The following is a 20,164-nucleotide window of genomic DNA, read 5'->3' as shown; positions in this document are numbered from 1 at the left end:
TGGCGCGCTTTTCAGGAAATCCGCGCGAGGCGGGCGCTCAGGCGCGGAGCGTGGCCGCGATCAGGCTTTTGTGGTCGCCCTTGGCCAGCTCCTTCACCTTCTCCAGGTCGAGCCCCATGGCGGCGGTGATGCGCTCGCCGTAAGCGGGGTCCGCCCAGTAGCAGTGGACGGCGTGACGGTATTTGACGTTCTCGGTGACCGGCTCGATGTTGCGCGCGGTGTTTTCGATGAGCAGCGCGCGCTTATCCTCCGTCATCACCCTCCACAGGTCGCCGCCCGCCCGGAAGCAGTCGTCGGTGGGGTCGTCCTGCGGGTCGTAGGCGTACATCGCGCCCGAAAGATCGAGCGGCGGCTCCATCACATCCGGCTGGGCCGCCCATTCGCCCTGGCTGTTGGGGGAGTAGGCGGGCGCAGCGCCGTAGTTGCCGTCGGTGCGCATGAACCCGTCCCGGTGGTAGTCGTGGACCTCCACCTTGGGCCGGTTCACCGGGATCTGGTTGTAGTTCACCCCGAGGCGGTAGCGCTGTGCGTCTCCGTAGACGAAAAGCCTGCCCTGGAGGAACTTGTCCGGCGAAAAGCCGATGCCGGGCACCACGTGCGCAGGGGTAAAGGCGGCCTGCTCCACCTCGGCGAAGTAGTTTTCCGGGTTGCGGTTGAGCTCAAGCACGCCCACCTCGTGGAGGGGATATTCGGCATGGCGCCAGATCTTCGTGATGTCGAAGGGGTTCTCGTAGTGCTTGAGGGCCTGCTCCTCGGTCATGATCTGCACGTACATCGTCCAGCGCGGATAGTCGCCCTTCTCGATCGACTCAAAGAGGTCGCGGCCGTGGCTCTCGCGGTCCTTGGCCACCAGCGCCTCCGCTTCCGCGTCGGTCAGGTTTTTGATGCCCTGCTGGGTCTTGAAGTGGAATTTGCACCACACACGCTCGTTCTTCGCGTTGTAGAGGGAGAAGGTGTGCTCCCCGAAGAAGTGCATATGCCGGAAGGTCGCGGGGATGCCCCTGTCCGACATGACGACGGTGGTCTGGTGGAAGGTCTCGGGCAGCAGCGTCCAGAAGTCCCAGTTGTTCTGGGCGGAGCGCAGGCCGGTGCGGGGATCGCGCTTGACGGCGCGGTTGAGGTCGGGGAAGTTGTGAACGTCCCGGAGGAAGAAGGTGGGGGTGTTGTTTCCGACCAGGTCCCAGTTGCCCTCTTCGGTGTAGAACTTGACCGCCACGCCGCGGATATCCCGTTCGGCGTCCGCCGCGCCGCGCTCGCCGGCCACGGTGGAAAACCGGATGAAGAGGTCGGTCTTGGCGCCCGGCTGGAGGACCTTCGCCCGCGTCCATTGGGAGATGTCGTGGGTGACGGTGAGATTGCCGTAGGCGCCCCAGCCCTTGGCGTGCATCCGCCGCTCGGGGATGACCTCCCGGTCGAAATGGGCCAGCTTTTCCAGCAGCCACACATCCTGTAACATTACCGGCCCGCGGGGTCCCGCCGTCAGGGAGTGTTCGTTCTCCGCAACGGGAGCGCCCACCTCGTTGGTCAGCTTTTTATTCTCCATAATATGCACTCCTTCCTTAAATTGATATCGGTTACTATTCCTATGATTTTATCTTATCACAGTTTCTCCCGGGAAACAAGGAAAATTTCTCCTGGCGCAAAAAAAGTCGCTTTTGCGGCCCGGACCGCTCAGAAGGGGCGCGCCCCATAGACGTTGCCCGCCCTGCGGACGAGCTCCTCCATCAGGGCCTCCATCCTGGGGACCGCGGGGTGCGCCTGCAGCCCGTACTCCGCCGTCAGCCTCCCCAGCCGCGGGAAGGCGAGCCAGGTGCTGCCGGCCTCGTCCTCCCACACGGAGATGCGCAGCGGGAGCTCGAGGGAGACGCTCTGGTCGGCCTGCATCAGCGCGGTACCCACGCTGGGGGAGCCAAAGACCAGCACGGTGGTGGGGCGCAGCTCCAATCCCGCCTCGCGGGCGTTCTGCGCGTGGTCGTACTTGGCGAAGAGGGGCACGCCCTTTTCCCGAAGCGCCTCCTCCAGCCGGGACACGGTGTCCGCGGCGGGGAGCTGCCCCTCCAGCAGGAAGAGCTTGTTGTCGTCGTAATTGGTGGAGAGCAGGTCCCCGAAGGCGCCGGCGATCCGCCTGCCCAGGTTGGTAAAATCCACCCCTTCCCGGTTGGCCATCAGGGTCACGCAGACCAGTTCCTCCGAGTGGGTGAACCGGCTGAGGAAGGAGGAGAACCCGGGCGCCGAACCCTTGATGTCCATCAGGCCGCGGTGCTTGTAGAACTGCCAGCCCGCCACCGCCGGGACCTCGCGGCCGTCGGGCAGCTTCCAGGGGGCGTAGACCAGCGCCCGGTTCTCCGGCTTGTGGATCAAAACGGAGCCCGCGAGGCCGATGTCCCAGAAGGAGATGTCCTGCGCGGAGGCCCAGATGTCCGAAAAGCCCCGCAGCGCGGAGGAATCCTGACGGCGGACGGCGGCGCCTTCGCCGTCGTAGCTGGCGGCGGGCTCGGTCGGATCGATGTAGAGCCGGTCGGCCTTGAAAAGCTGGTGGACGTTGTCCGTCCGGCCCACGTCCTCATGCGGGAACCCGTCCAGGTCCTCGGCGAACCCGGTGCGGCGCAGCCCCAGGAAATCGATCTGCCGTTTCGTGACGAAGTCGTGGTAGCTCATGCCGCTGATCCGCTCCACCATCTCGGTGAGGAGGAGGAAGTTGGTCGCGCTCTGCTCCACCCGGGTGCCGGGCCGGAAGGAGAGCGGCCGGCCGGCGACCAGCGCGACCAGCTCGGAAAAGCTCCACCTGCGGTAGGGGCAGAAGCCTTCGGCCCCCCGGATGTCCGGCAGGCCGGCGGCGTGGCGCAGGAGCTGCCTGGCGGTGACGTTCCGCCACGTTTCCGGCAGGTCGGGCAGGTAGTTTCCGGCGGGCGCGTCGAGGTCGAGCGCGCCGTCCTCGAAGAGCTGTATCACCGCCACGGCGGCGAACGCCTGGGAGATGGGGCCGGCGGGCCACATCGTGTTGGCGGAGGCAAGGCGGCGCTGCTTTTCGTCGGAGAGCCCGTAGCCCACCACCCGGGGGATGTAGGGCGCCTGGACGATGGCGAGCGTCAGGCCCGGGATGCCCTGCTCCTCCATAAAGCGCCAAACCATCTCGTCCACGGTCCGGCCCAGGTAAGACGTGTCGGCGCTGCCGCGCATCTTCATGGTCTCATGTTCGCGTGTATTCATCTGGTACCTGCCTTTCTGTTCTGCGCGGGATTGCCGTGCGGTCGTAATGTCCTTTCTGTAACTATTTTAGTTACACTTACCTTTTTTAGAATAGCAGGCCCGAAGGCGTTTGTCAAGGAATCTGCGAAAAAAATCTGCGGAGGACGAAAATGCGGCCCGGAGACTGCCTCCGGACCGCATTTTTTTATCATCTAAGCCGCCTGGCCGGGCGGGGCGCATTTCCGGCGGCCCCGGGCGGGGACCCGGCGGGCCAGCTTCCCCGCGCAGTGGGCCGCGAAGGCCCAGAGGCAGGCCATGGACAGGTAATCGGCAAAAAAGGAGAGGGGGGACTGCGCGTGATCGAAGAACACGAACCGGGCCTCCAGCAGCATATAGGAGAGCAGCCCGTGCCGGGCGAAGGCGGCCGCGCCGTACAGCGCGGTCAGCGCCGCCCCCAGGCGGGCAACCAGGCGGAGCGGCCCTTCCGAAACGCGGACGGGGAGCATCCGCCGAGCCATGCCCAGCACAAGGTCCCAATGCAGCCCCACGTGCAGCGACATCAGGACAAAGCCCCAGTAGGCCCCCAGCAGGTGCATCATTCTTGCGGGGGCGGCGTACCCGGCGATCCCGAGAAAACGAAACGCGTACCGGGAGAGCAATACGCCGCTCGCCAGCTGGACGAGCATCGAGAGCAGGACCAGCAGGTTGACCGCCGTCTGCAAAACGCGCAAGGAGGTGTACCGCCCCCTGCGCAGGCCCGCGTACCATCTCCGGTTGAGCAGGCTGTGAAGGAGGAACAGCAGGAACATGCCCGCCCCGATCCACTCGTGTGCGGCCCGCCCGGTCAGATGGAAGGCCATCAACGGGAACAGGAGGGCCGTCATCAGGAGGTCGACGGCCATTTTGATCATTTGGCGCGGCTTCAAGGGCGTCCCTCCCCCCCGGTGACCGGCCGTTACGCCAGCCCACCGTACTGGGCGCCGTCCACCGGCTCCAGCCATTCGTTTTCCGTTTGCTCCCCGGGGACCTCCACCGCGAGGTGCGAAAACCAGCTGTCCTTCGCCGCGCCGTGCCAGTGCTTGACCCCGGCGGGGATGTTCACCACATCGCCCGCGCGGAGCTCCCGGGCGGGCCTTCCCCACTCCTGGTACCAGCCGCGCCCGCCGGTGCAGAGCAGGATCTGCCCGCCCCCCGCCTTTGCCCGGTGGATGTGCCAGTTGTTGCGGCAGCCCGGCTCAAAGGTGACGCTGGCGATCCCCACCCCCTCGGTGGAGAGCATGCGGAGATAGGACTTCCCGGTGAAATACCGGGCGTAGGCGTCGTTTTCCTCCCCCAGCGGGAAGATCGCGCCGCTGCTGAAATCATTCATACGGAAGACTCCTTTGCAGATCTGTTTTCAGCCCGTGGAGCGTGCTCCATGACGGGCGTTTTCCCGGCCCGGCCGGGCCCTTCAGTCCTTCCAGACCTCCTTCGCCATCCGGAAGGCGGCCCAGGCCCTCGGCCACCCGCAGTAGAAGGCGAGATGGGTGAGCGCCTCGGCGATTTCCGCTCTGGTGATCCCATTTTTCTTCGCCGCGTCCAGATGGTATGCAAACGAAGAATCGATTGTCCCGCCCGCCATCAGCGCCGTCACGGTGATGAGGCTGCGGTCGCGCGGGGAAAGTTGCTCCTCCCGCGCCCACACCTCGCCGAACAGTACGTCGTCGTTGAGCGCGGCGAATTGGGGGGCGAAATCGCCCAGGGCGTCCCGGCCCGCTGTCTGTTTCATAACCGGCCTCCTTATCAAATCAGGGTTTTATCGTGCCTTTTCAGGCCAGTCCGAGCCCGTCCAGCCATTCGGCCACGGCGGCGCCGGGGTCCGCGGCGGCGGAGCTGCCGAGGGAGAGCCCCTCCGCGACGCTGGCGTCCGGTTCCATCGACTGGATGGCGCCGATCGTCCCGGAGAACCCGCTTCCGCCGCTGGTGACAAAGGGCGCGACGGTCTTTCCGGAGAGGTCGTAGCCGTCGAGGAAGGTATAGAGGATCATCGGCATGTCTCCCCACCAGTTGGGATAGCCGAGGTAGATTACATCGTACCCGCTGAGGTCGACGCTGCCGGAGATGGTGGGACGCGCGCCGGCGCGCTGTTCCTCCTGCGCGACGTCGAGCAGGGCGTTATAATCGTCGGTGTAGGGGGTCAGAGGGACCAGCTCGAACAGGTCTGCGCCGGTTTGGGACTGGATTTCGTTGGCCACCGATTCGGTGTTCCCCGACCAGGAAAAGTAGACCACCAGGGATTTCATCCTTTCATCCTCCTTGTTTTCTTCCGCCGCAGCGGTGCTTTCAGATGTTTCCTCCCCGCCCTGCGGGTCCTCCGCCGCGCCCGGGGCCCCGCTTTCCGCCGCGACGGACTCGGGGCCGGAAGGTTCCAAGGAGGCGGCGGGCGCTTCGGCCTGCGGCTGGGAGAGGGCCGCCGGGTCCTCCCCGGCGGCCGCTCCGCCCCCACAGGCGGCGAGAGCGAAGGTCATGGTACAGGCCGCCAGGACGGCAAACCATTTTTTCATGTTGCATGACTCCTTTCTGAATCCCGGGCATCCGGTCAGACCGGCTGCCCGGCGCTATCCGTGTTGTTTTGCTGCCTGCTGGATCTTGTAGCGCAGGTAGTCCAGCCGGTCGAGCTGCTTTTGCTTAAAGTGGAGCTCGTCCATGGCGCAGTCGCGGAGCCGGTTGAGCATCCGCATCCGCTCCTGCTCGGTGTCCCGGCCGGAGAGCAGCAGCCGCATGTAGGTCTCCACCTCCCCGTTGCTGAAGCCCACGTCGTGCAGCGTCATGATCATGCTCAGCCGTTCGAGGTCCCGGCTGTCATACTGCCAGGCGCCCATGACCCTTTTGACCTCGCCGCACAGTCCCCAGCTTTCGTATTCCCGCAGCACCTCAATCGGGATGCGGTAGCGTTCGCTCGCTTCGTTGATCGTCATTCTGCCACCTCTTCACAGCGCTCATTCAAAAAAGAAAGGCGCTCCCTTTCGGGAACACCTTCATTGTAATTGCCCACGCGTGAAATGTCTAATACTTATCTTTTATCACTAGAAATGCTGGAAAGGTATTGCCGGGCGTAGTCGATGAACGCGGCCGTCGCGGGCGCAAACACCTGGTCCTTTTTCCACGCCAGCACCGTGTTGGTTTCCAGCGCGGGGGCGAGGGGGATGAAACGGAGGTTTTGATAGGTGCAGTTGAGCCGAATGCACAGGACGACGCCCATGCCGCTCTCCGCCAGCATCGCCTCGTTATACAGCAGGTTCCCGGTCGCCACGATGTTGATCCGGTCGTAGAGCGGCCCAAACCATTTCCCGAAGGTGCTCTGGACAAAATCCCCCGCCGACGTGATCAGCGGCACGCCCGCCAGGTCCTCCGGGCGGACCGCTTCCCGCTCCGCCAGTTCGGAGTCCGTCCGCACCAATACGCCCCAAATCTCGTTGAGCGGCATGGGGACAAAGTCGTATTTGCGGATATCGACCGGCTCGGTCATCACGCCCAGGTCCAGCAGGCCCCGCTCGATCGAGTCGCGGATGTTGTCGGCGTTGCCGCTGTAAATCTGGTACCGGACGAGCGGGTGCTCCTGCCGGAAGGAACCCATCATGCGGGAAAAGACGCTGGTGCTGAGGAATTCCCCGCTGCCGATGGCGATCTCGCCGGCGAGCTCCTCCGCCTTGTGCCGGAAGTCCCTTTTCGTCTTGTCCGCCAGGGCGACCAGTTCCTGCGCCCTGCGCTTGAGCAGCATGCCGGCCTCCGTCAGGATGATGTTGTGGTTGCTCCGGACAAAGAGCTTGACCCCGAGCTCCTCCTCCAGCTGCATGATCTGGCGGGACAGGGTGGGCTGTGTCACATGGAGCATCTGCGCGGCCCTGGTGATGTTTTCCTCCCGGGCGATGGCCAGGAAGTAGTTCAAAACGCGAAGTTCCACCGCTCTCACCTCCTGCCCCCATGATAGCATACTTTGAAAGCGCCTCCAAGGGGGCGGGGAGGGGAAAACGGGAAGCGCCGACGCTGCAATAACGGCTCGGCGGTAAAAACAGGGGGGATTCCTCATGCGGCGGTACGGGCGGGCTTTACCCGCCGGCGTCTGTGTGATATGATGATTTTACAAATTCTGTATCATCGCCGTGAAAAGGGGTGAGCGGTCAAATGGAAAGAACCGAGCTGTTGCGCTATTTGGATTTCGCCCGCGAGCATGGCGGTCTGCTCGCGGTAACCGGGACCTCCGAACGGGTCTCCAAAATCCATGTGGACGGTTATCAGGCGGGAAAGCTGCGGGGAAGGTTTGCCGGTTCCGGCCGGGAGATGTCCTACCGGTTTGAAAATATCCGCTCCTGTCATTTTGCATCCCCGCAGGAACAGCGGCGGTTCGAGGAGTACCGGACCTGCCTTGACGCGTATGGCGCCGGGATGGAAGAGGTCGAGCGTCTTTTCACGCACTATCAGGAGTATTATAAACAGATTGTCTCGCAACGGAAAGAACAGCCGCACGAGGAGGCGCTTGGAGAACCCAAAACGGATCTGAAAAAGCTGGCGGCGGACCGGCTGGAGACCATTTTTCATCAGGCCTACCTCCAGCCGGAGAGCCTGCTGACGCATTACCTCCTTGCAACGCCCGCGGACCCGCCTGAAACGGCAAAGGAGCAGCCGATCCTATTGCTCAGCCGTTCCAACTTTTCGCAGAAGCAGGCGATCGAGAAGGCGCTGTCCGAACGGATCTCCGTCATTGAAGGACCCCCGGGGACCGGCAAGACGACGACGATTCTGAGCATCCTGGCGAATCTGGTGATCAGCGGAAAGCGCGTCGTCGTTGTTTCAAAAAACAACTCCGCGATCGAAAACATCAAGGAGGAGCTGGACGGCCTGCGATTGCCCCCCTTCTATCTCCGCTTGGGGAACCAGCAGATCATGCGGGAGCTGGATCACACCCTCAGGTCGAGCGTGCAGGAAACGCTTGACGGCGCGTTGGGAATCCCGGAGCGCGCGCCCGACGAAGAAACGCTGCATTCGCTTTATAAGCGGCTGAAGGCGATGGAAGCGGACATCAACCGTCTGGTTGAAATGAAAAACAGGCTGCAGGAAGATGAGAATGCGCTGCGGCATATGGAAAAACGGAGAGAGGCGTTCCGGGAGGAGCCCGTATTTCGAAACATCGACAGGTTTCAGAACCGCGGCCTTGAAAGCATGCGCCGCGAGATCGACCGCATCGCCCACGCCCTGCAAAGGCTGGACTATACCGGCCGCTATTCCATTTGGGACCGCATCAAAAACAGCTTTATCTGGAGGCTGGATGTCGACAGCTTCAAATCCGAGGGACTATTGCTGCAATTCCGGCTGGAATCCATTTACTTGCAGCGTGAGATCGAGCAGCTGTCCGCGGAGTTGGAGCGTGCCGGGCTCCGGGAGAAGCAGCGCGAGCTGGCCGAGCTGTACGACCGCCGTTATATCAACGTCTCCACACAGGCGCTGGCGCAGTTTTTGCGGGCGTTTTACACAGATCCCGAACGGCGGAAGGCGGCGGAGGTGATGCAGCGCCAGGAAGGAAACCTGTATAGAGGCTGCAAGCAGGCAGTCCGGGCGTTCTATCCGGTGATATTGACCACGGCGGACGCCCTTGTTTACAATTTCAGCGATATGCTGAAGGGCGCGGACAAAATTGACTGCGTCATCATGGACGAGGCGTCGCAATGCGATTTGATCACCGGGCTTCCCGTTCTCCATCTGGCGGAGCGCTGCATCATTGTCGGGGACCAGAAGCAGTTGAGCGCGATCACCGACGGGGCCTCCGGCGCCCTGCCGGCCGTGAAAGAACCGTATGACTACTTCCGGGAGAACCTTTTGAGCTCCGTGCAAAAGGTTTGGTCCCTGGAGCCGACCCTCCTGCGGGAGCACTACCGGTGCGACTATATGATCATCAACTACTGCAACAAATTTTACTACAACGGGGAACTGATCATCTATACCGAGGCCCATCAGAACGCGATGCAGATGGTGACGGTGGACCAGGGCAAGTATGCGCAGCCGGACAGATCGGGAAGCTCTTTCTGCAATGAAAGGGAGATCCGGGCAATTGAAGAATTGACCGGCCCGGCGCTGGAAAAGACGTATGTCATAACGCCGTTCAAGGCGCAGGGCGAACATTTGAGAAGCCACTTCCACTGCGGGAAAGACGTGTGCGGTACGATCCACACCTTCCAGGGAAGGGGGCAGGATACCGTATTCTTTTCCACCGTGCTCAACGATCTGCCCTTTGCCAACAACCACCTGTCCGGAGAGCACTGCCTGTTCAAGAAAGAACTGCTCAATGTCGCCGTTTCACGGGCGAAAAAGCGGTTCGTCATGGTGGCGGACGCGCCTTTCCTGCACCGCAAAAGCGAGGAAATGCGCGATCTGATCGATTATATCAACAGCTACGGGCAAAGAATCCCGGACAAGACGGTCTGCCTGTTTGACGGTTTGTACCGAAAGATGCGCGCCTACACGCCGCACGACAATTTAGACAACATTTTTGAGGAAACCGTCTACCGGCATATCGATACATATATCAGCAGACATCCTCAGATGTACTGCCGGGTGAAGCTCCCCCTGGCAAACCTGATAACCGATCAGGCATATTTGGATCAGGACCCCGCCATGCGTGCTTTTGTCCTGCACCACAACACGCACGTGGATTTCACCCTTTGCAACGCGATCGATAATCCCATCCTGGCCATAGAGCTGGACGGGCGCTTCCACAATACCCCCGAGCAGAGAACGAGGGATGAGAAAAAGGATGCGGCGATCCGGCATATGCGGATCCCGCTCTGGCGCTTGTCCTCAAAGGCCGCGTTGACCGCGGGCGAGTTTGAGCGGCAGATCGATACCCTGCTGAATCAAAGCGTTCTTACCTGAGGAATTTTTATCCGGGCGGCCGTTCGTGCGGGAGCCCCGGGGACCGGCTTTGCGGGCCGGTCTCCGGGGCTCTTGTTCTGTCCGCCGGCACCACCTATAAGGCGTTGCGGAGCGTCTGCAAAAACTTCTCCGCGGCCTTGGAAAGCACCTGATACCGTTTCCAGATGATGGACGCCCCGGACTCCAGCCCGGGGCTGAGCGGACGAAAGCAGAGACCGCTTTCCCCCGACGTATTGATCAGCTTATCCAGGCAAAGCGCGTACCCCAGCCCCTCGTCCACCAGGAGGGAGGCGTTGAAGACGAGGTTGTAGGTTGCCGCCACGTTCCATTCGGCGATATCCCGCTTCATCCAGCCGGTGAGCGGCCAGTCGTCGCTTTTCTGGCTGGAAATGATGAGCGGCTGATCCCACAGATCCTCCGGGACGACGGCCTCCTTGGCCGCGAGCGGGGCGTCCTTGCGCATCAGAACGCCCCACGTGTCCTTTGCGGGGAGCTTCAGGGACTGGTACTTTCCCGAATCGACGGCCCCAAAGACCAGCCCAAAATCGATGAGGCCCTTGTCGAGCTGTTCCAGCACGTAAACGGCGTTGCCGCTGGAGATGTGGTAATGGATTTCCGGGCAGGTTTCCCGGAGGCTTCGCGCCGCCCGCGCGATCATCCGGACGATATCGGTTTCCCCGGTCCCGATGTGGATGTCTCCGGCCACCACCCCGTCCGAAAGCGACAGCTCGCTTTCGGTTTTTTTCACCAGGTCCAAAATCTCTTCCGCGCGTTTGCGCAGGATCATCCCCTCCTCGGTCAGGGTGATCCTGCGGGAGCCCGGCGTCCCCCGGATCATCAGCCGCTTTCCCAGCTCCTCCTCCAGATTCTTCAGCTGGATGGAAAGGGTCGGCTGCGAAAGATGCAGCGACTCCGCCGCCGCGGAGATGCTCTGTTCCCTTGCCACTGCGAGAAAATACTGTAAGACTCTCAGTTCCATCACGCGCCCCCCTTATGCCACCAGTATAAGACATATTTGAATAGGTTTCAACTATGGTTATATATTTGACATAAGTATTTGCTATCGTTTCTTCCCCGGCCTATAATGAAACCAGAATAGCCGCCGGAGGGGAGATGCGGATGACGACGGAACGCGACACGCCGCGGGAGGAACTGGTCCGGAACCTCATGGACGCCGGCTGCGGCCCGGACTTGATCGCAAGGTTTCTGGACTGCCTGAGGGAAGGCGGCAGGAAGGACCAGCTCAAGATGCTTTCCGGGCACCGGGACGCGCTGCTCGACCGGATCCACCGGGACGAAAGGCGGATCGACTGCCTGGATTACCTGATTTACCGGATCGAACGAGACCTCATTTCAATACCGCCCGGATTGGGCAGGGAGGAACCGATATGAAACAGATCAGCAACCGGACCTTTGACCAGGAACGGGCGCTCTACGGCAGCAGGGAGCTGCTCGTGAAGGACTGCGCCTTTGACGGCCCCGCCGATGGGGAGAGCGCGTTTAAGGAGTCTTCCGAAATCCGGGCGGAGCATTGCTTTTTCAACCTGCGTTACCCGTTCTGGCACGTCCGCGGGCTGCAAATAACGGACTCGGAGATGACCGGGCTCTGCCGCGCGGCGCTCTGGTATTCCGACGGCATCGAGATCTCCGGGACGAAGCTGCACGGGATTAAGGCCCTGCGGGAATGCAGCCGGGCCGTCCTGCGCGGCTGCGACATCGTCTCGCCCGAGTTCGGCTGGTCGGCCAAGGGCGTCCGGATGGAGGACTGCGCCGCCGAGGGCGAATACTTCATGATGCGCGCCGAGGACCTGTATTTATCCGGCGTGCGCTTCAAGGGAAAATATTCCTTCCAGTACGTGCAAAACGCCGTCCTGGAAAACTGCATGCTCGATACGAAGGATGCCTTCTGGCACGCCCGGAATGTTACGGTAAAGGACAGCGTGGTCAAGGGCGAATACCTTGCGTGGTACTCGGACGGCCTCACCCTCATAAACTGCAAGATCATCGGGACCCAGCCGCTCTGCTACTGCAAAAACCTCAAGCTCGTCGACTGCGAGATGACCGGCACGGATCTCGCCTTCGAGAAATCCGATGTGGACGCCACAATCACCACGCCGGTCGCCAGCATCAAAAATCCGCGGTCCGGGCGCATCCTGGCGCCCGCCGTGGGGGAGATCATCCTGGACGACGAAGCGGCCAAGGGGCAGGTCGTGACAAAACGGCCGGCTGGCGGGGAGGCGCGGGCGTGCTGTGCGTAAAGGCCCCGGGGCCTTGAAACGAATTAGAACCTGCCCGGCGCGGCAAGCCCGCCGGGCCCGGAGAAAGGGGGCGCCCCGATTGAAGCGGGAATTCTCATTGATTTTGGCCCTGCTGCTCGCCTTGAATCTCGCGGCCTGCGGCGGGAACGCGGGGCAGGCGCCCGGGGAAGGCCTTTCCGATCCACCGTCCCACGCGGAGGCGGCCCCGGCCGCTTCCACGGGAGCGGATCTGCCGGAGGAGGACGCCGCTGCCCCAGCGGCGGAGCCGGACGGGCGCGCCCTGCGGGTCACGGTCGGCGGGCAGACCTTTTTGGCGCGGCTCTACGACAGCGGGGCCGCGCGGGCGCTGGCGGAACGCCTGCCTCTGACGCTCGAAATGAGCGAAATGAACGGAAACGAAAAATACTGCTATCTCGACGACGGCCTCCCCACCGATTCCCGGGTCCCCTCCCAAATCCGCGCGGGAGATCTGATGCTGTACGGCGCCGACTGCCTGGTGTTGTTCTATGAGAGCTTCTCCACCACGTACCGCTATACGCCGCTCGGGCGGGTCGAGGACGCGCCGGGCCTTGCGGACGCACTCGGCAGCGGCGGCGTGGCGGTGTCCTTCGCGTTCGAAAGCGCGGCTGGCCCCGCGCCGGGGAAAGAGGAAGCCGACCGGACAAAGGAGGCGGAAACGATGCGGATAAGCGTAACGGCAAGCGGGAACACGGTGCTGTTTGAACTCAACGACAGCCGGGCGGCGAAAACGCTCTATGCACAGCTCCCCCTGACGGCGGAGATCGAGGACTTCAGCACCAACGAGAAGGTCTTTTACCCGCCGGACAAGCTGGACACGGCGGAAACGCCCCTGGCGAACGCCGGGAAAGGTACGCTGGCCTACTACGCGCCCTGGGGGGACGTGGTGATGTTCTACGATCGCTTCGGCAGCGGCGGCGGCCTTTATGCGCTGGGGCAGGCGGTCTCCGGGGAGGACCTGATCGAGACGTTTTCGGGGACCGCCGAGATCACGGCGGTGGAATAGGATGCGCGGCCATGGAGCGGATTTGCGCCGGCGCGGGCAATAAAAGAAATCCGAACCCATTGGGTTCGGATTTCTTACTTTTGGTGCGGGTAACAGGACTTGAACCTGCACAGCCTTGCGACCATTAGAACCTGAATCTAACGCGTCTGCCAATTCCGCCATACCCGCATATCAGCACGATTCAGCAATCGTGCTTGATTATTATATCATTGGGCTCCCGGCTTGTCAACCGCTTTTCCGGAAAATTTCAGATGCGCTCGTCGAGGAGGAGCTTCTCCATCAGGCGGTGCCCCTCGGGGATGAAAAGCCCCGTCTTTTCGGCGAACGCCTCGGTGTACGCGCCTGCGTGCAGCGGCGATTCGCGGTCGCTGCGGTAGAGGACGAAGGGCACGGGATCGCCGCTGTGGGTGCGGATGGAAAGCGGCGTCGGGTGGTCGGGCATCAGCAGGACGGCATAGTCCTCCCCGCTCGCCTGCAGCGCGGGCAGCAGCCGTCCGAGGATCTCCCGGTCGATCAGCTCGATCGATTTCACCTTGTTCTCCACCTCGTGGCGGTGGCCGCACTCGTCGGGCGCCTCCACATGGATGTAGACAAAGTCGCAGCCGTTTTGCAAGAGGCCGATCGCCGCCTCCGCCTTGCCTTGGAAGTTGGTGTCCACATTGCCGGTCGCGCCGGGCACGTCGACGCTCTTGAGTCCCGCGCAGATACCGATCCCCTTGATGAGGTCGACGGCGGAGATGACGCCGCCTTTCACGCCGAACCGTTCCTCAAAGGAGGAGAGCGCGGGGCGGGTCCCCTCGCCCCAGAACCAGCAGCAGTTGGCTGGGCGCAGGCCGCGGGAAACGCGCGCCAGGTTGACCGGATGGTCGCGCAGCAGGGCATAGGACCGCTTCATCATGTCGAGCAGCTGTTCGCCGTAGCGGCCCTTCGGAAGGCAGTCCCGCACGGGCTTTAAGGAGATGTCGTGCGGCGGCGTGCAGTCGGTGCCCGTCTCGGCGTGGCGCAGCACGAGGCAGTGGCGGTAGCTGATGCCCGGATAGAGGTCGCGCGTTTCGGTGTGGAACTCCCGGTTCAGGAAGGCTATCAGCTCGGTTGACTCGGCCGTCGTGATCTCATCGGAGGAGTAATCGACCATCGTCGCATCCTCGAGCGCCCCCTCCTCCGAGAGATTCACGAGGTTGCAGCGGAAGGTCACGTCGTCCGCCGCGAGCGGGATGCCCATGCTCACCGCCTCGAGCGGCGAGCGGCCGCTGTAGTAGATCCTGGGGTCGTAGCCCATCACCGAAAGGTTGGCGGTGTCCGAGCCGGGAGGCATTCCCTCGGGGACGGTGCGCGCCATGCCCACGGTGCCGTGCTGCGCAAGGAAATCCATATGCGGCTTGACCGCCGCTTCGAGCGGGGTCCTGCCGCCGAGCTCGGGGACGGGGCGGTCCGCCATGCCGTCGCCGAGCATTACCACATATTTCATACGATCACCCGTTCTGTCAAAATGGGGCGCTCAAATGCCCAGCCAGCCGCTTACGGCTTCCTTCATCTTCGCGGGTTCGACCGTCGCGGTAAACCGCTCCGTCTTATCCTGAAGGCCCGCGAGCGCCTGCGGCGCGGGCTGCCCCGAAAGCTCCGCCAGCTTTGCGAGCAGGGCGAAGTCCCCGCCGTCCGCCGCCCTGCCGAAGGCCGCGGGCAGCACGCTGTTCGCGAATTTGAAGGGGCTTGCGGTGGACGCGATGACCGTCGGCGTCCGGTCGCCGGTTTTGGCGGCGTAATCCCGGTAGACGTTCACCGCCACCGCGGTGTGGGTGTCGCAGAGGTACCCCGTCTCCCGGTAGACGCCGCGGATGGCCGCGGCGGTCGCCGCGTCGTCGGCGCAGCCCGCCGCGAACTCGCTTTGCAGCTTCGCGAGGACGTCCGCCCCCACCGTGTATTTCCCCGTCTTCGCAAGCGCCTCCATATAGCCGCGCAGGACCTTGTCGTCCCGGCCGCAGAGCAGGTAGAGCAGCCGCTCGAGGTTGGAGGAGATGAGGATGTCCATCGACGGGGAGGTCGTGACATAGAAGCCGCGGTTGCGGTCGTAGGTCCCCGTCGTGATGAAGTCGGTGAGGACGTTGTTCCGGTTGGAGGCGCAGACGAGCTTCCCGACCGGCAGGCCGCAGTGCTTCGCGAAATAGGCCGCCAGAATGTTGCCGAAATTGCCGGTGGGCACCACGACGTTGACCGGGTCGCCGGGCTTGACCCTGCCCGCGTTCAGCAGCTCGCAGTAGGCGGAGAAATAGTAGGCGATCTGCGGGACGAGCCGCCCCCAGTTGATCGAGTTGGCCGACGAGAGGATGTACCCCCTGTCCGCGAGCTCCTCGGCGTAGGCGCGGTCGGTAAAGATCCGCTTGACGCCGTTCTGGGCGTCGTCAAAATTGCCCTCGGCGGCGAAGACCATGACGTTCTCTCCCGCCTGGGTGGTCATCTGGAGGCGCTGGATGTTGCTGGTGCCGCCGTCGGGATAGAAGACGCAGATCTTGGCGCCCGGCACGTCGGCGAACCCCTCGAGCGCGGCCTTGCCCGTGTCGCCCGAGGTGGCCACGAGGATGACGACCGTCTTGTCGCAGCCGGTCTTGCGCAGCGAGGCGGTCAGCAGGAAGGGCAGCAATTGCAGCGCAAAATCCTTGAACGCGCAGGTCGGGCCGTGGAAAAGCTCGAGGATGTGGGCGTTTTCGTCGAGCGGGACAACCGGCGCGACCGCCTTGGGCGGGAACTTCTCCGGCGCGTAGGCGCGCGAGACGTATTCCCGCAGCTCGTCTTCGGAAAAATCGGTCAGGAAGCGGGAGAGCACGGCCACGGCGCGGCCGGCGTAGCCGGTCTTTGCCATTGCCTCGATCTCCGAAAGGGAGAACTGCGGCAGGCTTTCGGGCAAAAACAGGCCGCCGTCGGGCGAGAGCCCCGACACGATCGCCTGCGCCGCGCTGACGCGGTGCCCACTGTCGCGGGTGCTGATGTAATCCATGGAAACCAAACTCCTTTAAACTGTGCGCCAATGACACACAACTGTATTCAACTCAACTATCATATCATATTCAGCGGGCTTTGAAAAGCCTCCGGGGGGAACTTTTGAAAAAGTTCCCCCCGGACCCCTCTCAAAACTTTGGGTTCAGGCGGGGCGCGTCGCTCCGCCCTACCCGCGTCCCGTGAAAAACGTTTCGCCCGCCATAAAGAAACGTTTTCGCCCGCCTTCTCCCAAAAGGCGGCGGGCGGAACGCCCTGTCCTTCCGGCGCATTTTCTTTGCCGCTTTCTTTTGCAAGAGAAAAGAAAGCGGGGCCGGGCGGGCGGAAAACGGCGCGCCGGAGGCGCGCCACGCGCGAAGCGCGCGTGCGGCCAGGCCGCACGGTTTTCCGCCCCGCCCGCGGGAGCGCCGCGCCTTCCGGGGGGCGCCCGCACCTGCCCGACAACTTCGCGCGGAGGCTGCGCGGAAACTCACACGAACACGACCTGCAGCAGGAACATATAGACGACGGTCGAAATGCCGATGGAGAGCAGGTTGTTGCGCTTCCAGACGTGGATGGCGGCGGCGAGCGCCACGGCAATGATCTCGGGCGCGCCGAAGGGCGCGGCGGTAAAGCTGGTATTCCGCAGGCAGTAGATGACTAGAATCGAGATGATCGCGAAGGGCAGGATGCGCCCGAGGTAGACGACCAGCCCCGAGACGGGGCGGTCGTCGCGGAAGACGAGGAAGGGCAGCGCGCGGCAGCAGACGGTGACGGCGACGACCGTCGCAATGACGGCGACTGCCTGAAGCGGACTCAGCGGCATGATCCCGGCGCCTCCTTTCCATCCGAAGCATCCCCGGCGGGTTCCTCCGCCGGGGGACCGATCTTCCGTTCGATCGTGCGGCGCCCGGCGACGAGCACCGCGACGGTGAGCAGCAGCGCGGGCGGCAGGAAGCCGTCGGTGCCGAACAGCAGCAGGCAGACCGCCGCGCAGGCGATCCCCACGAGGGCGGGGATGTGGCTTTTGGCGGTGAGCCACTGCTCGACAAAAATGACGATGAAGAGGGCGGTCATCGCGAAGTCGATGCCCGTCGAGTTGAAGGGCACCAGCTCGCCGATCGTCGCGCCGAGCACCCCGCCCACGATCCAGTAGCTCTGGTTGAGGGCGGAGATCAGCAGGTAGAACTTCCCCCGGTCGCAGCCCTCGGGCGTCTTGACCGAGCAGAGCAGCGAGTAGGTCTCGTCGGTGAGCGCGAAGATGAGGTAGGGCTTCTTTTTCCCGAGGCCCTTGAACTTGTCGATGAGGGAGAGCCCGTAGAAGGCGTGGCGCGCCTGAACGGCGAGCGTGACGACCGCCGTCTGCGCCAGCCCCACCCAGCTGGTGAGCAGTTCGACGAGCACGAACTGCATCGACCCGGCATAGACGGTCAGGCTGCACCCGAACGCCCAAAGCGCGTTGTACCCCGCCTTCTGAAGCAGCAGGCCGAACGCCATGCCGACAAAGATGTAGCCGAAAAAGACAGGCGCCGTCGCGGTGAGCGCGGCGCGCAGGGTTTTACTGGTATCCTTTGCCATGGAAACAACCTCGAAACATCAGATTTTGATCTTTCCAATGGTAGCACAATACAGCGCAAAATTCAACCGCAGGCGTGTAAAAAAACCGCGCGGGCAAGGCTGCCCGCGCGGTTTTTTTCTTTTTTACACCGGGCACTCACGCGACCCCCACGGTGAGCAGGATGTTTGCAAAGACGCGTTTTTCGCCGGTGGAGATCGCCAGCCGGACCTTCGGTTCGCAGCAGGCGCCGTAGAAGGCCCAGCGGTCGAGCCCGTCGAGCGCCATCCCGCCGAGCAGGCGGGTGAAGTCAGAAAAAATTTCCGGGGTGCTGCCGTCCTCGGGCAGCATGACCTCCGCCTTTTCCACATTGATGTTCTGGAGCAGCGTCTCGAGCACCTGCGTGACCTCGGGAACGCCCGCCGTCAGTCCCAGATAGACCTTCTGCGCGCCGCCCGTTTTGGCGTCGAGCGGGTAGTTGCCGTCCGCGATCAGAATCTGGTCGCCGTGGCCGCAGAGGGAGATCGCCTTCATGATTTCCGGGTTGATACAGCCGCCTTTCAGCATGGCGCTTGCCTCCTGTCGGTTATTTTTCGTTGTCGCGGAACTGGCCGAGCGTCCCGCCCGGATGCCACATGACATACTGCTTCGGGTCGAGCCCGCGGTTCGCCTGCAAAAGCACGCTCAGCCGCTGGAGCACGAAGTTCTCCGCGAGGATCGAGGCGCGCGGCGCGCGGTTGAGGGGGCCGCCCTCGCAGCAGACGCCCGCGAAGAGGTGGGCGGCGCTCTGCTTGGCGAGCCACGAATCGGGATTGCCCGAGACGCCGATTACCTCGCAGCCGTTATTTTTGATCGCGGTGACGGTCGTCTTCATTTCGGCGGTCTCGCCGCTGTTGGAGATGCAGATGACCACGTCGCCCGGCACGAGCTGCCCGCAGGAGCCGTGCACCGCCTCGGTGCCGTGCAGAAAGTAGGTGGGGGTGCCGGTGGAGGAGAGCAGCGACGCGCCGTAGCCGCTCACGTGGCCGGGCTTGCCGATGCCGGTGATGTGCAGGCGGCCGCCCTTCTGCCGGGAGGCGAGGATGAGCTCCGCCGCCTTCACATACTCGGCGTCCTCCACGCCGTCGACAAATTGGTCGAACGCCTCGCGCGCCCTGGCGGTGAACTCCCGCATCGCCTGGATGGATTCCTGTTTCAAGCTGTTGTCGCTCCTTTATCGTGAATTCTGTTTCCGGATTATTTGAGCACGTCGAGCACCGACAGGTCGAAGCTGTCGAACTTCTGCTCCTTCATCAGCGCGATTACCTCGTCGAGGGTCGGCAGCGAGGGCTGCGCGCCTATTTTGGAGACGGTGATCGTGGCGGCGTAGCTGGCAAATTCGAGCGCCTGCGCCGGGGTGAGCCCCGCGCAGACCGCCGTCGTATACGCGCCCACGAAGGAGTCGCCCGCGGCGGTCGGGTCCTTGACCTCCACCACGTCGATGCAAGGACAGTAGTGGCTCTCCCGCGCGTTCGCGACGATCGCGCCCGAGCTGCCCAGCGTGATGATGACGTTCTGCACCCCCTTGGCGAGCAGCGCCTGGACCGCCGCGTCCACGTCGGCGCGGTTGACCTCCTTGCCCTGCTTGCGGATCTCGACGCCCGTCAGGTCGGCGGCCTCGTGCTCGTTGGGGGAGATGTAGCTCAGGTGGGAGAGCAGCTCCGCCGAAAGCGGCGCGGAGGGCGCCGAGTTGAGCATGACCGGAACGCCCTGCTCATAGGCGTATTTCGCCACGAGCTCGTTGATCTCCATCGGGATCTCGAGCTGGAGCATGACCATGTCGTAGGCGGCGATCTCCTCCTTCAGGAAGGCGACCTCCTCCGGCGTGATCGCCATGTTCGCGCCCGGCACCACGATGATGCGGTTGCGGCTCTTCTGGCCCTCCTCGACCTCGAGCGTGATGCTGCCCACGCCCGAGGCGTGGTCCGGGTCGGCCAGGATGTGCTGGGTGTGGATGCCGGAGGCGGCCACCGAGGCGGTCATCTCCCGGCCGAAGCCGTCGTCGCCCACCTTGCCCACCATCGTCACGTCGGCGCCCAGCCGCGCGGCCTGGACCGCCTGGTTGGCGCCCTTGCCGCCGGAGGCGGTGTTGAAGCTCTTGCCGATCACCGTTTCCCCGGAGTTCGGGAACCTGCCGGTGGAGACGATGAGGTCCATCATGAAGCTGCCGACCACGAGGATCTTCGGTTTTTTGTACATAGCTGCATCTCCTTTATCAAGTTG

The 20,164-nt window shown here is 63.2% G+C and carries 20 protein-coding genes and 1 tRNA gene; 4 read left to right on the top strand and 17 right to left on the bottom strand.

Annotated features, from left to right (window positions below):
* Positions 1–37: 37 nt before the first annotated feature.
* The 8 genes from C1A13_RS14090 to C1A13_RS14060 form a co-directional block, all read right to left on the bottom strand.
* On the bottom strand, positions 38–1,543 hold the full coding sequence (locus C1A13_RS14090; RefSeq protein WP_101553061.1) for a catalase: 1,506 nt from the start codon (positions 1,541–1,543) through the stop codon (positions 38–40).
* A gap of 128 nt (positions 1,544–1,671) precedes the next feature.
* Positions 1,672–3,210: a serine hydrolase gene (locus C1A13_RS14085; protein ID WP_101553060.1), complete on the bottom strand. Its 1,539-nt coding sequence runs from the start codon at positions 3,208–3,210 to the stop codon at positions 1,672–1,674.
* 191 nt (positions 3,211–3,401) lie between these two features.
* Complete coding sequence (locus C1A13_RS14080) at positions 3,402–4,115, bottom strand: DUF4405 domain-containing protein (protein ID WP_242970882.1); 714 nt, start codon at positions 4,113–4,115, stop codon at positions 3,402–3,404.
* A 29-nt stretch (positions 4,116–4,144) separates the two neighbouring features.
* Positions 4,145–4,558: a cupin domain-containing protein gene (locus C1A13_RS15285; protein ID WP_146021736.1), complete on the bottom strand. Its 414-nt coding sequence runs from the start codon at positions 4,556–4,558 to the stop codon at positions 4,145–4,147.
* A gap of 81 nt (positions 4,559–4,639) precedes the next feature.
* Positions 4,640–4,957, bottom strand: coding sequence for a carboxymuconolactone decarboxylase family protein (locus tag C1A13_RS15280; protein ID WP_146021735.1), 318 nt, complete (start codon positions 4,955–4,957; stop codon positions 4,640–4,642).
* A gap of 40 nt (positions 4,958–4,997) precedes the next feature.
* Entirely contained in the window at positions 4,998–5,732 is a 735-nt protein-coding gene (locus C1A13_RS14070; RefSeq protein WP_101553058.1) for a flavodoxin, read from the bottom strand.
* Between the two features lie 54 nt (positions 5,733–5,786).
* Entirely contained in the window at positions 5,787–6,146 is a 360-nt protein-coding gene (locus tag C1A13_RS14065; protein WP_101553057.1) for a MerR family transcriptional regulator, read from the bottom strand.
* A 95-nt stretch (positions 6,147–6,241) separates the two neighbouring features.
* The gene (locus C1A13_RS14060; RefSeq protein WP_101553056.1) at positions 6,242–7,132 is read right to left on the bottom strand and encodes a LysR family transcriptional regulator; all 891 of its coding nucleotides are present in this window, start codon (positions 7,130–7,132) and stop codon (positions 6,242–6,244) included.
* A gap of 221 nt (positions 7,133–7,353) precedes the next feature.
* On the opposite strand from C1A13_RS14060, the gene C1A13_RS14055 reads away from it, so the two are divergent.
* The gene (locus tag C1A13_RS14055) at positions 7,354–10,095 is read left to right on the top strand and encodes an AAA domain-containing protein (RefSeq protein ID WP_101553055.1); all 2,742 of its coding nucleotides are present in this window, start codon (positions 7,354–7,356) and stop codon (positions 10,093–10,095) included.
* A 94-nt stretch (positions 10,096–10,189) separates the two neighbouring features.
* Here the strand turns inward: C1A13_RS14055 and C1A13_RS14050 are convergent, their stop codons facing one another.
* On the bottom strand, positions 10,190–11,074 hold the full coding sequence (locus tag C1A13_RS14050; protein WP_101553054.1) for a LysR family transcriptional regulator: 885 nt from the start codon (positions 11,072–11,074) through the stop codon (positions 10,190–10,192).
* A 140-nt stretch (positions 11,075–11,214) separates the two neighbouring features.
* Between C1A13_RS14050 and C1A13_RS14045 the strand changes: the two genes are divergently transcribed.
* The 3 genes from C1A13_RS14045 to C1A13_RS15165 all read left to right on the top strand — a co-directional run bounded on the left by C1A13_RS14045 (position 11,215) and on the right by C1A13_RS15165 (position 13,377).
* Positions 11,215–11,487, top strand: coding sequence for a hypothetical protein (locus tag C1A13_RS14045; protein ID WP_101553053.1), 273 nt, complete (start codon positions 11,215–11,217; stop codon positions 11,485–11,487).
* Positions 11,484–12,353: a DUF3737 family protein gene (locus tag C1A13_RS14040; RefSeq protein ID WP_101553052.1), complete on the top strand. Its 870-nt coding sequence runs from the start codon at positions 11,484–11,486 to the stop codon at positions 12,351–12,353. Before C1A13_RS14045 ends, C1A13_RS14040 begins: the two co-directional genes overlap by 4 nt.
* Before the next feature lie 79 nt (positions 12,354–12,432).
* Positions 12,433–13,377, top strand: a complete 945-nt coding sequence (locus C1A13_RS15165) for a cyclophilin-like fold protein (RefSeq protein ID WP_242970881.1) — start codon at positions 12,433–12,435, stop codon at positions 13,375–13,377.
* A gap of 81 nt (positions 13,378–13,458) precedes the next feature.
* Here C1A13_RS15165 and C1A13_RS14025 read toward each other — a convergent pair.
* The 8 genes from C1A13_RS14025 to rbsK form a co-directional block, all read right to left on the bottom strand.
* Positions 13,459–13,545, bottom strand: a tRNA-Leu gene (locus tag C1A13_RS14025).
* A 79-nt stretch (positions 13,546–13,624) separates the two neighbouring features.
* Positions 13,625–14,845 carry a cofactor-independent phosphoglycerate mutase gene (locus C1A13_RS14020; protein ID WP_101553051.1) on the bottom strand — a complete coding sequence of 407 codons (1,221 nt, stop codon included), beginning with the start codon at positions 14,843–14,845 and terminating at the stop codon, positions 13,625–13,627.
* A gap of 30 nt (positions 14,846–14,875) precedes the next feature.
* Positions 14,876–16,369, bottom strand: a complete 1,494-nt coding sequence (gene thrC / locus C1A13_RS14015) for a threonine synthase (RefSeq protein WP_101553050.1) — start codon at positions 16,367–16,369, stop codon at positions 14,876–14,878.
* Positions 16,370–16,837: 468 nt separating this feature from the next.
* Positions 16,838–17,173, bottom strand: a complete 336-nt coding sequence (locus C1A13_RS14010) for a branched-chain amino acid transporter permease (RefSeq protein WP_101553049.1) — start codon at positions 17,171–17,173, stop codon at positions 16,838–16,840.
* On the bottom strand, positions 17,164–17,925 hold the full coding sequence (locus C1A13_RS14005; protein WP_101553048.1) for an AzlC family ABC transporter permease: 762 nt from the start codon (positions 17,923–17,925) through the stop codon (positions 17,164–17,166). The genes C1A13_RS14010 and C1A13_RS14005 overlap by 10 nt, the downstream gene beginning before the upstream one ends.
* A gap of 136 nt (positions 17,926–18,061) precedes the next feature.
* Positions 18,062–18,469, bottom strand: a complete 408-nt coding sequence (locus tag C1A13_RS14000; protein WP_101553047.1) for an RbsD/FucU domain-containing protein — start codon at positions 18,467–18,469, stop codon at positions 18,062–18,064.
* A gap of 19 nt (positions 18,470–18,488) precedes the next feature.
* The gene (locus C1A13_RS13995; RefSeq protein WP_101553294.1) at positions 18,489–19,076 is read right to left on the bottom strand and encodes an SIS domain-containing protein; all 588 of its coding nucleotides are present in this window, start codon (positions 19,074–19,076) and stop codon (positions 18,489–18,491) included.
* Between the two features lie 62 nt (positions 19,077–19,138).
* Positions 19,139–20,140 carry a ribokinase gene (gene rbsK, locus C1A13_RS13990; protein ID WP_101553046.1) on the bottom strand — a complete coding sequence of 334 codons (1,002 nt, stop codon included), beginning with the start codon at positions 20,138–20,140 and terminating at the stop codon, positions 19,139–19,141.
* Positions 20,141–20,164: the final 24 nt, after the last annotated feature.

Origin of the sequence: Anaerotruncus massiliensis (ex Togo et al. 2026) (assembly GCF_900199635.1) — a bacterium.
Classification (GTDB): Bacteria; Bacillota; Clostridia; order Oscillospirales; family Ruminococcaceae; genus Anaerotruncus; species Anaerotruncus massiliensis.
The sequence above is the reverse complement of the archived record's forward strand: the minus strand, read 5'-3'. Positions and strand labels throughout refer to the sequence as shown.